The sequence below is a fragment of the Aquimarina latercula DSM 2041 genome (assembly GCF_000430645.1).
In the GTDB taxonomy this organism is placed as follows: Bacteria; Bacteroidota; Bacteroidia; order Flavobacteriales; family Flavobacteriaceae; genus Aquimarina; species Aquimarina latercula.
In genome coordinates this window covers 29,908-43,425 of record NZ_AUMK01000021.1, presented here as the reverse complement: position 1 = coordinate 43,425, position 13,518 = coordinate 29,908, and the positions used below count along the sequence as shown (strand labels likewise).

The 13,518-nt window shown below is 30.7% G+C and carries 11 protein-coding genes; 2 read left to right on the top strand and 9 right to left on the bottom strand.

What is annotated here, in order from left to right; all coding sequences use genetic code 11:
* The first annotated feature begins 295 nt into the window (after positions 1-295).
* On the top strand, positions 296-2,209 hold the full coding sequence (locus H526_RS31050; protein WP_051336217.1) for a tetratricopeptide repeat-containing sensor histidine kinase: 1,914 nt from the start codon (positions 296-298) through the stop codon (positions 2,207-2,209).
* Positions 2,196-2,849, top strand: coding sequence for a response regulator transcription factor (locus tag H526_RS0117295; protein ID WP_027394161.1), 654 nt, complete (start codon positions 2,196-2,198; stop codon positions 2,847-2,849). Before H526_RS31050 ends, H526_RS0117295 begins: the two co-directional genes overlap by 14 nt.
* A 19-nt stretch (positions 2,850-2,868) precedes the next feature.
* Here the strand turns inward: H526_RS0117295 and H526_RS31045 are convergent, their stop codons facing one another.
* From H526_RS31045 to H526_RS0117250, 9 genes are all read right to left on the bottom strand, one after another.
* The gene (locus H526_RS31045; RefSeq protein ID WP_051336216.1) at positions 2,869-4,182 is read right to left on the bottom strand and encodes a leucine-rich repeat domain-containing protein; all 1,314 of its coding nucleotides are present in this window, start codon (positions 4,180-4,182) and stop codon (positions 2,869-2,871) included.
* Between the two features lie 218 nt (positions 4,183-4,400).
* Positions 4,401-5,339: a tetratricopeptide repeat protein gene (locus H526_RS0117285; RefSeq protein WP_027394159.1), complete on the bottom strand. Its 939-nt coding sequence runs from the start codon at positions 5,337-5,339 to the stop codon at positions 4,401-4,403.
* Positions 5,339-7,207 carry a hypothetical protein gene (locus H526_RS31040; protein WP_051336215.1) on the bottom strand — a complete coding sequence of 623 codons (1,869 nt, stop codon included), beginning with the start codon at positions 7,205-7,207 and terminating at the stop codon, positions 5,339-5,341. The genes H526_RS0117285 and H526_RS31040 overlap by 1 nt, the downstream gene beginning before the upstream one ends.
* A gap of 65 nt (positions 7,208-7,272) precedes the next feature.
* Positions 7,273-7,431: a hypothetical protein gene (locus tag H526_RS31850; RefSeq protein ID WP_155839715.1), complete on the bottom strand. Its 159-nt coding sequence runs from the start codon at positions 7,429-7,431 to the stop codon at positions 7,273-7,275.
* Between the two features lie 96 nt (positions 7,432-7,527).
* Positions 7,528-8,058: a hypothetical protein gene (locus H526_RS0117270; RefSeq protein ID WP_035085906.1), complete on the bottom strand. Its 531-nt coding sequence runs from the start codon at positions 8,056-8,058 to the stop codon at positions 7,528-7,530.
* Entirely contained in the window at positions 8,055-9,614 is a 1,560-nt protein-coding gene (locus tag H526_RS0117265; protein ID WP_027394156.1) for a LysM peptidoglycan-binding domain-containing protein, read from the bottom strand. Before H526_RS0117265 ends, H526_RS0117270 begins: the two co-directional genes overlap by 4 nt.
* Positions 9,615-9,740: 126 nt before the next feature.
* A complete protein-coding gene (locus H526_RS0117260) occupies positions 9,741-10,973 on the bottom strand; it encodes a DUF3289 family protein (protein ID WP_027394155.1) in 1,233 nt (410 codons plus the stop codon).
* Positions 10,974-11,010: 37 nt separating this feature from the next.
* Entirely contained in the window at positions 11,011-12,717 is a 1,707-nt protein-coding gene (locus tag H526_RS29455) for a PAAR-like protein (protein ID WP_051336214.1), read from the bottom strand.
* A 2-nt stretch (positions 12,718-12,719) separates the two neighbouring features.
* On the bottom strand, positions 12,720-13,514 hold the full coding sequence (locus H526_RS0117250; RefSeq protein ID WP_027394154.1) for a hypothetical protein: 795 nt from the start codon (positions 13,512-13,514) through the stop codon (positions 12,720-12,722).
* Positions 13,515-13,518: the final 4 nt, after the last annotated feature.

Sequence of the window (13,518 nt, the reverse complement as noted above, 5' to 3'; positions counted from 1 at the left end):
AAAATTTTTAGAGAAAGAATGCTATTCTAATTACTCTATAAAGATACGACTCAAAGCCCATTCTAAGAAGAAAAACAGTAAGTCTTTTACTTTTTTTTCCATTAAATTTTAAAGCTTACAAATATTAAAAAAACATAAAATCAAACCCATTATAAATCTATTAACATCTTCTCATAAAACTCAATAACTTTTTGATGATTATAAGTAGTATTTCTTAAATACACTTATCTTTAATAACACTTTACACTGAAATCTTTATTTTCGTGGATAGACCAATTTATTTTACACAAATGTAATGGACATAATATCTATTAGAAAAATACTTATATGCATAACATTATGCTATTCTTTTCTTTGTATTGGGCAAGAATCGATTAGTATACAATTAGATAGTGCTATTGATTCTTTAGACGCTAATCCTAATTATTCTTATAGCGTTTTATCCAAAATTTCTAGAGATAAAGAACAACAAGATTCCATAAAATCTAAAGCCAAACTTTATCTAGGAAGCTACTTCAATTCCATAGGTGTTGTGGATTCATCTATGTATTACACAAGAGCCTCCTTAATCCACTTAAGAAATAAAAAACATTTAGCACAAGCATATAGATTATTAGGTTCCAGTTTTAGACGAAGCGGTAACATGGATGAAGCTATAGAAATGTTATATAGAAGTCTTAAGATTTCTGAAGAAATTGATTATATAGAAATGATTACTAAAGTCAAATCTGATTTTGGAATTTTAAACGCTAATAATGAAAACTATGATAAATCTATTCAGTTTTTTGAAGAAAGTAATGCAGCCACTACAGATAAAAAAATCATTTCATCTAATTACATAAATATAGGAGCTGTATATTTTAGAAAAAAAGATTATGACAATGCAGAAAAATTCTTTCTCAAAGCTTATGAAATGATTCCTCCTAACACCTCTCCAAAGGCCTCTGCTACGTTAGCTTTAAATATTGGAGATGTTTTACACGAAAATAAGAAATATGAAGAAGCTTTAGCATATTTTAATGATAGTAAAAAGATTGCTGATCTTCATGGTTTTAAAGACAAAAGTATCAATGCCATAGTCCACAAATCTAAAGCTATAGCTGCACTGGGAAAACCGCAGGAAGCTATTAACCTACTAAATAATAGCTTGGCTCCAGCAAAGCTGATCTCAAATTTAGAAATACAAAAAAACATTTATGAAAACCTAACGAATATTTACACTTCAATTGATGATTATAGATCCGCAAATCTAGCTTTAAACAATTTTCATACTTTAAAAGATTCTATTAGTGATAGTAGACAAAAAAAGACAATAACTGAATTAGAAGTAAAATATGAAACTGCAACTAAAGAAAAGGAAATTTTACTTTTAAAAGAAGATCAACTCTCTAGCGAAGCAGAAATAAAACGACAACGTTTATTAAGACGGTTTTATATTATTGGTTTTATCATTGTTCTAATCCCAATTATTGGTTTACTTCTAGTATATTATCAAAAACTACAAGTAAAAACAAAATATAATGCTCAGAAAGAAGAAATCAATCGCCAGAAAACTGCTTCTTTTCTAAATGAGCAAGAATTAAAACTGGCAAACACCTATGTAATCGCTCAAAACGAAGAACGAAATAGAATTGCAAGAGAACTGCACGATAGCATTGGAGGAAATATAGCAGCTATAAAATTACAGATGATTAACATCGAAAAAGATAAAAAAACACAAGCTACGATTATCGATCAATTAGATAATACATATCAACAAGTTCGAGAGATTTCTCATAATTTGATACCAAAAAAAATTAATCAAACTGCATTTGCCAATTATATACGAGAATACATCGATACTATAGAAAAAGTTACAGATCCAGACATTACATTTATACCACATCCAATAGAGAAAATTAATACAATTAATGATAATCAAAAAGTAGAAATTTTTAGAATTATACAAGAACTAATGACCAATGCTCTTAAACATGCTAAAGCAAGAGTCATTGAAATATGTCTTAATGCATATAATGATTCTATAGAAATTATTTTTGAGGATGATGGTATTGGTTTTGATTCTAAAAAGGAAACAAATGGTATTGGTTTACAAAATATAAAAAAGCGCTTAACGTTATTAAAAGCAAAAATCGACATTGATTCTGCTATTAATCGTGGAACGGCTATACGGATTGAAATACCCATTGTACTAAATGACAAAAAGTAATACATATAAACTAGTAGTAGCTGATGATCATAAAATGTTCTTAGATGGTCTCTTAAGCATCATATCACACGAATCTGATTATGAAATTGTGTATACTGCTAGTAACGGTTTGGATCTTAAGAAGTATATAGATATTAATACTACTGATCAAATTGATTTAGCAATATTAGATATTAATATGCCAAAAATGGATGGGGTAGCATTAAATCATTATATCAAAGAAAACCATCCCACTATTAAAACTCTTATTGTTAGTATGTTATCTGAACCTCAGAAAATTTATGAATTAACACAGGCATCGGTTAATGGATATATCCCAAAAAATGCTAAAAAAGAAGAGCTTCTTAAAGCAATTGAAACCATTTTAAAAGGTTCTAATTATTTTTCAAACAGTATCAAAGAAGCTTACACAAAAAGTATTTTTGAGCAAAAGCAGCATAACGAAATAAATCTCAGTAAGCGTGAGAAAGAGATATTACAGCTTATCGCAAAAGAATATACTACTCAAGAAATTGCGGATCAATTATTTTTAAGTAAATATACGATTGAGGGATATCGTACAAGTTTGATTTCTAAGTTGAATGTAAAAAATGTAGTTGGACTAGCTAAGCACGCTATTAAATTAGGTTTAGTTGATTAAAGATTAATCTCTAAACCTTTTACATACATCCTACACCAGCATCAATTACAATTTCAGTCCCTGTATTTACTAAATCACATACAGCATTTGGCATAGAAACAATGTTATTTTCCGAAATATCCAATACTTGTAAATTTATCAAATTACTAAGTTTAACAGGTATTTCTTCTATCATATTCGTTTTTAACAACAGGTTTTCTAAAAGAAATAAATCCCCTACGTTCTCATTAATTTCAACTAAATTATTTCCAGATAACTGAAGTCTTCTTAGATTGGATAGTTTTGTAATTCCTGCAGGAATAGTACTTATACCTGCATTGTAAATATCTAATCTAGTTAATGTCTCTATTTCTAAAACATGATCTGGTACGGATCCTAATTGATTGGAGGAGATTCCTAAACTAGTTAATTTAGATAGGTTTGTTATTTCTTGTGGCACCTCTAATAATTCGATATTATTAATGAATAATGTATTTAATTCCGAGAGTTCAAACAGTTCTGAAGGCAGTGTTTGTAAAGCATTATTAGACAAACTCAAATATCTCAGTTCTGTAAGTTTATTAATATCAGAAGGTATATCTACTAACATATTGGTATACATTCTTAGATCGGTTAGTTTTTCTAGACTAAAAAATTCTCCTGGAATTATTTCTATCTGATTTCCACCGAGATTTAATACTCGTAAGTTATTAGACAAATCTTCAATCTGCCTTGGTATTTCTGAAATCATATTGCCTTCTAACGATAATGTTTTAAGATAAAACAAATCACAGATTTCTGGCGGTAATATGGTAAGCCCTTTTTCATCTAACTCTAACCCTATTATCTTCTCATCTATAACCACAACACCTTCCCAAGTGGAAACGTCATCATTAGTGATATCCCAACCTAATGTATTGTCAGGGTTTTGATTAAAAATAGTAAGCAAAATTTCTTGATCTGTACTGGCAACAACGCGCACTCTCACCGTATAATCAGAAGAAGTGCCATCTTCTGCCATCACACTATAATTTAAAGGTTCAGAAAAATCTACGAAAATATCCGTGCCTTGAATAATGGATGCTGATTCTGAAATTTTAATACTTGGTTTCAATGCACTAATTGGAGTACCATATGGTAATACTACAGATATCAACTTATCGTTTTGATCTATACGAGCGTTAACATCAATCTCTAGTTCTTCATTATCTGATGAGAGAAATGTAAATTCTATTATATCTTTTTCACTATTAAGTAAAATAACATCTGACCCATCTATTTCTTTAGAACAAGAAAATACGATCAAACTGCATACAACAAGAAGCAGGTTTTTATAGGTTAATAAGCCCTTCATTGGTTTTGGTTTTATGAGTTTTAGAAGAATTGTGTGATCCATCTATATTAACCAAAAGTAGATTATAAAATGATAGTACACATCCATGATTTCCATAGAAAACACCCCCTGAAAACCACTGAGTTTTTATTAATATAACACTCAAAAATTATAATCAAACACTATCAAATAGATAATTCGAAAACTATATGAGTTTAATTTCGAAATCAAATTTTGAATTAATTATTTAATCTATTTCGAATGTACTTGGGAATTTGAGTTTTTTGTTCTTTACTATTTATTAACTCTATATATTTAGCATAAGACTTTCTTGCATCTTCTTCATTTCTTAAGCTCCAATATGCATCTCCCATATTCAAATAAGACTGAGAGTTTTCATGGTTCTGTAAAACAATTTTTGATAAAAAGATTGTTTCTGAATAAAGTTCTCTCCTTTTTAAATTGCCCTCTATTTGATTATAACTTAATAAATTGCTTTTTGAAACAGGGATTTCTCGAGTAATAATGGTTAATAATTTTTCATTTCCAATAATATCAAAATAAGATCGTTCTCTTAGACTATCTACAAGTGGTTTTAATACTAGCTCATTTACTGTCTGTAAATTATCTTTAAAATAAATTGGTTTTAATTCTAATGAAGCTAACGTATGTATTTCATAGTTATTTATTGATATTGTTTTTAGTACCTTAGAACCTTCAAAGCTAAAAGAATTTCTACTACTCCCATAAAACACTATTTTTTTCAGATAAAAATTATCAGCGTCTTCCTCCCCAATAAAATGATTAAATAATATATACTCATTACCAAAACTAAAAGTATAATTTATATTAAATCCACCACTAGAGCATTCAAGATCAATGTCTGGTAAGGAATCATAACCAAAAGTACTTCTGTTAATTTCTATATTTTTTTTAACAACAATTTTATTTTTTCTTTTTATAATCAGTTTCAAAATTAATTCATCTCCTATAATTTCTTTCTGAATTAAAATTGTTGACAACCTATTAGTTTCACAGGATAAAGTATACTGATTACCTTTCAAAACTGAACTAGAAGTGGTTTCATAACTATTTGTACTAGCACAATTAAAAAATGAACTAACTAACAAAATCAAAACAATCACAAAGGGCTTATAAACATTATTCATAGTAATCATTACCTATTTCTCATTTTGTTAAATCTTTCAGCCATATCTGTACCTCTTCTTGTTACTCCATAATCTTCTAAAATTGCAGTTTCATAAGTCTGATGATTATCTCCCCAATTTAATGGATTCTCAGACACATTAGGATTCCTTGCGAAAAAATTATTCAAGGAATCTCCAAGATCATTTCTAACATATGCAGGTCTATTTATATGATGATCTAAAGCGGTCGCTCTTCCTAATCGTGATATTAAAAAATCACCTAATGTATGAGAATAACCTCTAGGTACAATTGGCAAAACCCTATCTCTTAATCTTGAGATAAAATCTTCTATTTGTTTTACTTGAAAATCATTATCATTTACTGCATTAACTATAGGTTCTAGTGGCTTACATTTTATTCTGGAACCGAAAGTAGAGGCATCAAAGCCCTCCCTTATTTTACGCTTTAAATCGCTACCTGTAATTTTTTGAGCATTAGGATCATCCGGATCTTTATAGAACATAGTATTATTCTCTACTGTCCAACCGCAACTTTCAAAAAGACAAACATATTTCTCAGCGTTAGAATTTTTAAATTCTGCTACCTGAATAGGGAACTCTCCTTGTCCAGTAGGATTAATTGTTTTTTGCATTGCGCCAGCAGTAACTATTTCACTATCATATGATTGGACCGAATCAAGATTACCTTCGTTTGGAGACATAATTATAAATATATCTTTTTCCATACTAGTAACTATTCCTTTTGAAATTATTTCGTTCCATTTAGCATAATCTTTTAATTTGTAACTACCGTTATATATTGGTCCATATACTTTAACCGTTCTACCATATCTTGTGCATCTAAACTGTCCATCATATTTTTTCCCGCAATTACAAACCTTAAGCTTAAAATATGAATCGTTATTTTCATTTAAAAACTCCTCATCATAATCCTGTTTATCTCCACTTACTTTTACTTTTAACCACAAAAAATCTATTACCGGGGGTAATTCCGGCTTTTGATTAGAGGGTAGAGGATAATCCTCTGGATTAGTAGATACCTCTGACCCAATTTGTGGCACATCTGATCCAAAAGTTAGTGGAACAGACGGAGTAATTAGTTGCATTTCTTCTACAGAAGGAGGAGGGAGACTAATAGGTTCTTTAGGTGTAAATTTTTCTTTCCATTCACTGTAGATCGTATCTGGATCTTCTACTTTGGGACGAAATTTAATTTTTACAACAGCTTCTCCTCGATCGTTAAAAATAGCTTTTAGTTCGGTTTTATTTGTATTCTCATTTGGTTCTTCTGCTTCTATAGTATCATACTGAATAACTGTAAGTGGAATTTCATCCTCCATTAATAAAAATGGGCTCCTTTCAAAAATTTCTATAGTTGCTTCTTTATCTTTTAAAGCAAACCCTTTTACAAAAATATAAGCATCTCTACCTAAAACACCACTTTTAATTTCTATAAACTCTTCTGTTTCTTCTATTGTCATCACTGGAACCGAAAGTTCTGTATCTTTTGGGTACTCACCATTTTCAAGTACTGAAGCTACAAGTTCTTCTGTAGTATATAAATCTTGACTTTCTAAATTTTCATTATAATTATTAGTTATTGCTGTAACTATTCTATTATAATTTTCATCAGAAACAATTGTCATTCTACTTCTAAATTTATAAAGTTCAGAAGGAGATCCTACATTCTCAGTTCTACTCTTTTCTATTTTTCTTTTTGCAAAGTATGCGTCAAGTAGGCCTTCTTCAGCTTCATTGGTAGCAAAAGTAGTTTGATTCGCATAATCAGCCCAATTACGATTAATCTCCTCAATTCTTTTAGCACGAGCTTCTATCAATTGTTGTGCTGCATTAATTCCTTCTTTATGTCCACTCATTCTAATATTCTTTTTATTACAAATAGATGTAATAATTCATAAATTTAGATGCCATTTATTTCTAATCATCCTATACAATTTACAGATTTCAATTCTAGACGATTTTCATTAACTTTAAATCTGTAAAGAGTCATTGATTCTATTTCTTGGTCATTTGCCTTAACAGGAACTAAAAGAAGATTGTTTTCCATTCTCACTGGATCATAACTTCTTAGCACTTCCATTAAATCCACTGTAAATATTTTTTATTTAGTATTTTGTTCTTTAATAAATATCTCCTCTTTCATACAAATGCGCTAATTCAAGTTTATGAAAGTTATTTACCCAGCAAAATCTATTACCATTATTTTATATTTACTATTACTCTTATTAATTTTTAGGTATAACCCAGTTTTAAAGCCTATAAATACTTCCTTACAGTTTTTGTTTTTTAAATCATCTTTATAAAGAATTTCGGTATTTTTAGAGCTTATAGAATCTATTAAGATATCTTTTTCATTAAACACTTCAATATTGAATATGGAATTAAGGTTAGATTTTGAGTTTTTGAATTTTAATAAAAACTCTTCTTTACTATCAACTTTAGAACCTATAAATTTTAAAGGATAACTATTCTTTTCAGATAAAGCGATTAGATCATTACTATAAATATGATTAATATAATTAACAACAAATTCATTAACCTTTAAGCTATCTGAAAATTTAATACAGCTTTGATAATTTTTAATACTTCCTTTTTTTATTGTCCTTTTTTCACTGATGATCGAATTAATAGTTACGTTAGTGCAGGAACTAACTAACAATTTTATGATCAAAAAATAAAACAAGTATAATTTATTTTTCATAATCATTCTACCTCCTGTTTATCTTCAGACGGGATTATCCCCCATTCCGTATGTATTCTTGAAATGTCTATATTTCTGTCATTATCCGTTAATTGATCATTGAACCCTAACTCATAGTCAGCTGGGACATAAAATCCATAAAGTCTTTTACTTCCTATTGATTCTCCGTAAGGAGCTAGTTTTATAGAATTATCTTGATTTCCTCCTAAAAGGATGTAATCGCCATTAGTTGCCATTCCAAATAAAAAACCTGTATGACCTCTCCATTGACTAATGTTCGCATATACTACTATGCATCCATAAACAGGCACTTCTATTTGTTTGAAATTTTTATCAAAATTTTCATGGATTGGGGCTAAAGAACTAGCGCTTAATGCATAATTATGACCACTTTCTTCCATACACCAATTCATAAAAGCAGCACACCAGGGTCCATTTCTCGAACTTGTTGGTTCAAAAGGATTTCCTACAAAACGCAAGTAATTTTTGGCCATAGTATACATTGGTTCTATTCCTTCTACTATGCCTCTCGCCTTTTTTGCTTCTCTAATAGCAATTTCCATCCAAGGAGCACGTTTATTAACTTCTAATCTAAAATATTCTCCTCTTTCTTCAGGAAAGCGTCTTTCATAAGTGCCATTATCTCCAGCTACTTCTACTTTTAACCATAAAAAATCTATAATTGGAGGTAATGACTGTTTTGCCCCAGGAAGAGGAAAATTCGCTGATTGATTCGTAGGAGATAATACATCTTCTCCAGGAGTACCATTTCCGAAAGTTAATGGTTGTTCTGGCTCAATTATTTGTATTTCTTCTTGAGTCGGAGGCGGCAATGTCATTCCTTCTTCGGGTTCTTTGGGTATAAATTTCTCCTGCCATTCTAAATAAACTGTATCTGGATCCTCCTTTTTTGGTCTTAGTTGTATTTTTACAATTGCTTCTCCCTGATCATTAAATTGAACTTTAAATTCTGTTTGGTTTTCATTGATCAAGTCATCTCCTTCTGGATCCAAAGATCCATATTCTAAAAATGTCAACGGAGTATCTTCAGCCTCCATTAATAAAAAAGGACTTTTTTCAAAAACTTGAATTGTCGCTTCTTTACCTTGTAATGCAAAACCTTTTACTACAATATAGGTGTCACTACCCAAAGTTACTATGTTTGTAGGATTGTAATATACCTCAGTAATCATGGGAATTACATTTGGTATAATTAAGATATCTCCGACACCAATCTCATCAGCTGAATCTAACGATGAATTGGCCTGAACTATATCTTCCACACTTACATCATCATAACTATTCGCTATTCTACCAAGAGTATCGCCACTTACAACTGTATATGTTTCAGGTTCTGTTTCTGAAGAATCATTTGCTGGTACCTCCCGTTCTTTTTTCTCAGCAAAATACGCATCCTGTAGGGCTTCTTCTCCTTCATTAGTAGCTAAAGTTGTTTGATTTGCATAATCAGCCCAATTGCGATTAATCTCCTCAATTCTTTTAGAACGAGCCTCTATCAATTGTCGTGCTGCATTAATTGCTTCTTGAATATGTTCACCCATAATTTCTTATGATATAATATTATATTTCTTTATCTATAGAATCATAAAAGATCACCTCTTATTTCTAGAGAAGTATCAACTATTTTGTTATTTACCTTCTAACACTCTTCAAAGAATATTTACCAATTAGGAAACAGGTACAAAAAACTCTTTTTCAAAAGTTATCTTTGTCAAAAAAGGTTTATAACCTCTCACATGTTGTAAGAAAAACCATCCTCTAAATCCTGCTCCTAGTGAATAAAACTTTTGCATATCCGGTAAATCCAACCCAAAATGATCCCAATAAATCACCTCATATTTGATATCATAACCGTTTTCTTTTTTAGTATATTCAATAACACTTACTTCGTAACTCCAAATATCATTCACAGCAATTGTTAACCCCCTAAAAAGATTGTTATCTTCTCCTCTAGCAAATGAAGGAGAAGCACCCTGTCTTCTTTGCCATCTTATAGATGTATCTTCTGCCGCCGCAATATTTCCTCCCCTATTCTGTATTCGTTGTGTAATGTCATTTTCTAAAGCCGCACAAAATCTTTCGGTTGCAGAACTCTCGATAGCCGCTTGATTAAGTTCATCATTCTCATAAATCCCTCCTTCATTATTTTGAAACTTATCAATCATAGATGCTATATTTTCTCTTAATGCACCTGAAGAAAGTTGAAAAGCCATAATTCTAAAATCATCAAAGAGCATAAAATCAAAATTCAACCTGGTAAGATTAAATAAAATAGGTCTTATTTCTGTTATTTCTTCAGTCTTATATATTGCTTTATCTGTAATCCTATCTCCATTTGCGAACTCTATATGTTCTGTATCATTAAAACCATCCTGCTCATATTCTTGCTTGTAAGCTTGTATCTCCTCTTCTGAATAAATCAACGTACTAGGTACTCCTGAACCATAGGCCATATCATTGGCAATTGCACTTCCATCTTCATTTAATCCTGGTATTCTATAACGTTCTACATAAAAAGGCACTTCTATATCTTGTAGCATTGATTCAGGTAAATCAGTAGGGACGTCTATCTGAACGGTATCTTTAATTACGATATCTACTCCTCCCGTTGCACATCCAATTGTAGAGTCTTCTAACAACATAAACTCTCCATCGATTTCTAAATTACTAGCAACTCCTTGCCATTGTTTAGGAGCAATTACACCTGCACAGGGCGGTGGACTTTTTCTCCATTTTTTGCATACTCCTCCAAAAACAAGATTCGATTTGTTTCGATCTCCATTAGTCGCACATGGTGTATCTTGTAATTGCACTTCTGTATGTGATACAACAAGTACTCCATCACTAGAACAGAGCGGACAGCTTAAGGTAGCTCCGTTTTTTACAAATTGTCCAGACATGATTCATAGGTTTTAAGCGTATTTTTTTTACATAATCTTATTCTATATTGTTATTGTCGTACACCAAACTTTTATCTCCTCTCATAATATCCCATTGCCATTTAAAAAATGAATGCATATTCTCTTTATTTGGATTTGCACCTCCAATAGTATTAGGATCAGGGTGATATTGATTAAAATAATCCATGTGATTATCTGTAAAACCCTGATAAAAAGTAAATGGTCGTGCAAAATATTCCTCAAAAGTATGCGGTAATGACAATGAATGTCCTAACTCGTGTATCACATTAGAGTCATCCAAAAGACCAAAAGGGGTCATAAGCACAGAATTACCCCATCCTGGATTTGCTGGATTATTAAAATCTCCGATATAAGCCATTCCTCTTAAATCTTCTCCTGTATCTGGATGTTTTAGTTGAAAAGGTGTTAAAAATATATACGTTTTTTTAGATAGGTTACTATTTATCCTATGTGTTAACCCTGTGTTTCCATAACGATTAAACAAACTAAGAAATGCATCTTCAAAACCTACAATAACTTCTAAACCTCCTTGGATTATTCCAGAATTTTGTAAATAGGTGTTTTTAAAATCTAATACCTCTTCATTATCATCGGGTAATGAAGTAATATCAAAATTTGTCAAGGACATAACGACAGGTTGAATCATTGCTTGCGAAAAAGAATGCTCTAATAAAGGTTTTATAAAAGACGTACTCTTATTCTGGGGGGTTCCGATACTAACATCTACTATTACAATTTCCATCAAGGCAATAGCATCATTTTGATATATCATTAATTTCCCTACTTCTTCCTTTTCTCCATCCAACTCCGCATAGATTTTTATTTCTTCATGATTTTCCAAAGGATTTCCTTCACATTTTATTGTAATTACTTTTTCAGCTACGTAAAAAATCTTGGTAGTAGTGCCTAAATCCCTAGTTTGCTTTTCTCCCAAAAGTTCACTTAAACTTATTTGCGATGGAGTGACTGTAAGTGAATCATTAGCTGATTCAAAAATAATTTGAGTAGCATCATTTTCTAATGGTTCTATCTCTTCTATTTCTATATTTAACTTTACCTCATTTACTCCATTATAAGAGACATTAGGAAAAATGGATAACCATGCCGGATAATACTCTTCTCCATAAGGAGTAATCGGATTCACTACATCTTTTGTTTTATATTCATTCTTTAGATCCTCTACATTTTTACATATAGGTAGTTGTTGGTTTAAAGGTCCAGAAAAAGAATTCCTTCCATTATCATATACTATAGTTTCAATTGGATGAATATATTCTTCTCGTAACCAATCAAAACCATATTCGCCTTTATAATCATCTGGTCTTCTTATATTAACCAAAAACTTTTTTAGCACGGCATTCTCAGTATCTGGCAAATCTGTTGGAACATCCATCTGAGCAGTATCATCAATACCAATATCGACGCCACCAGTACTACAGGTAATTGTAGAATCTTCTATTAACATAAATTCTCCGTCAATTTCTACATCTGTCGCAATTCCCTTCCATTGAGTCGGAGCAATTACACTTGCACAAGGCGGTGGGCTTTTACGCCATTTTTTACAAACCCCTCCAAAAACAAGATTAGACTTAGTTCGATCTCCATTTGTTGCACAAGGAGTGTCTTGTAATTGCACTTGAGTATGTGATACGATTAATGTACCGCTACTAGAACATAGAGGACATTTTAAAGTAGCTCCATTTTTTACAAATTGCCCTGCCATTATTATAGTTGAATTATACTAACGGTATTATGATATTCTTGTCTGCCATATTTTTCTATACTAGAAATTACAGCTCGCTGCAACCAAGATTCAAGTATCCCTTTAAAATTATAAGTTCCGTTTACTGAAACATATTCTTTATTTTTGGGATAATGAGCTTGTAATTGTAATTGAATATCTTCTGTTTCCTTTGCTGATTGTAATAAAACATCCTCTTCTGTAGAGACCTTTCCGTATTTTGTAGATAAATACTGTGAAGTAATACTACAAGAATCAGAACTATATTTTTGATAGATCGATTTTATTAATCCTCCAAAATTATGATATAGAGAAATATCTTTTATAATCTCTTCTTCCGAATTTAATATCGCTTCTGTTTTTAAAATGAAACGCTGTATTTGATTTCCTTTATACTTACTTTCAAAGTACATTTTTATTTTATACCAATTCTCTTGTAGTTCTTCTATATTATCTATGGATAAAATTTGCCCTTTATAAGATACTTGTAAATTAAGTTTATTATAAACTGAAGCCGTTCTTTTTATAATATCTTGCATTGCAAAGGACCCGTCAGAGAATTGAAAATTATCATTTTCAATCTCAACATTCACAAAGCGAATGTATGGTTGGTCCTCATTGTATTCCATAGAAAGAGAAACTTCTTTCTTCCGAGAACAACGTATTTCTCCAGAATAATTAATAAAATTTGTACTTTCTATCAAATATTTATGCATTCCTTGTTTCGGAATATTTAATTGTATCTCTTGTGTTCTAAATCTATATTTACTTGGGATCATGACT

Excerpts from the sequence above, each read along its gene's own strand:
- H526_RS0117285 (WP_027394159.1), bottom strand. The coding sequence starts at position 5,339 with ATGATTACTATGAATAATGTTTATAAGCCCTTTGTGATTGTTTTGATT.
- H526_RS31850 (WP_155839715.1), bottom strand. The coding sequence starts at position 7,431 with ATGGAAGTGCTAAGAAGTTATGATCCAGTGAGAATGGAAAACAATCTT.
- H526_RS0117270 (WP_035085906.1), bottom strand. The coding sequence starts at position 8,058 with ATGATTATGAAAAATAAATTATACTTGTTTTATTTTTTGATCATAAAA.
- H526_RS0117265 (WP_027394156.1), bottom strand. The coding sequence starts at position 9,614 with ATGGGTGAACATATTCAAGAAGCAATTAATGCAGCACGACAATTGATA.
- H526_RS29455 (WP_051336214.1), bottom strand. The coding sequence starts at position 12,717 with ATGGCAGGGCAATTTGTAAAAAATGGAGCTACTTTAAAATGTCCTCTA.
- H526_RS0117250 (WP_027394154.1), bottom strand. The coding sequence starts at position 13,514 with ATGATCCCAAGTAAATATAGATTTAGAACACAAGAGATACAATTAAAT.
- H526_RS0117295 (WP_027394161.1), top strand. The coding sequence starts at position 2,196 with ATGACAAAAAGTAATACATATAAACTAGTAGTAGCTGATGATCATAAA.
- H526_RS31050 (WP_051336217.1), top strand. The coding sequence starts at position 296 with ATGGACATAATATCTATTAGAAAAATACTTATATGCATAACATTATGC.
- H526_RS31045 (WP_051336216.1), bottom strand. The coding sequence starts at position 4,182 with ATGAAGGGCTTATTAACCTATAAAAACCTGCTTCTTGTTGTATGCAGT.
- H526_RS0117260 (WP_027394155.1), bottom strand. The coding sequence starts at position 10,973 with ATGTCTGGACAATTTGTAAAAAACGGAGCTACCTTAAGCTGTCCGCTC.
- H526_RS31040 (WP_051336215.1), bottom strand. The coding sequence starts at position 7,207 with ATGAGTGGACATAAAGAAGGAATTAATGCAGCACAACAATTGATAGAA.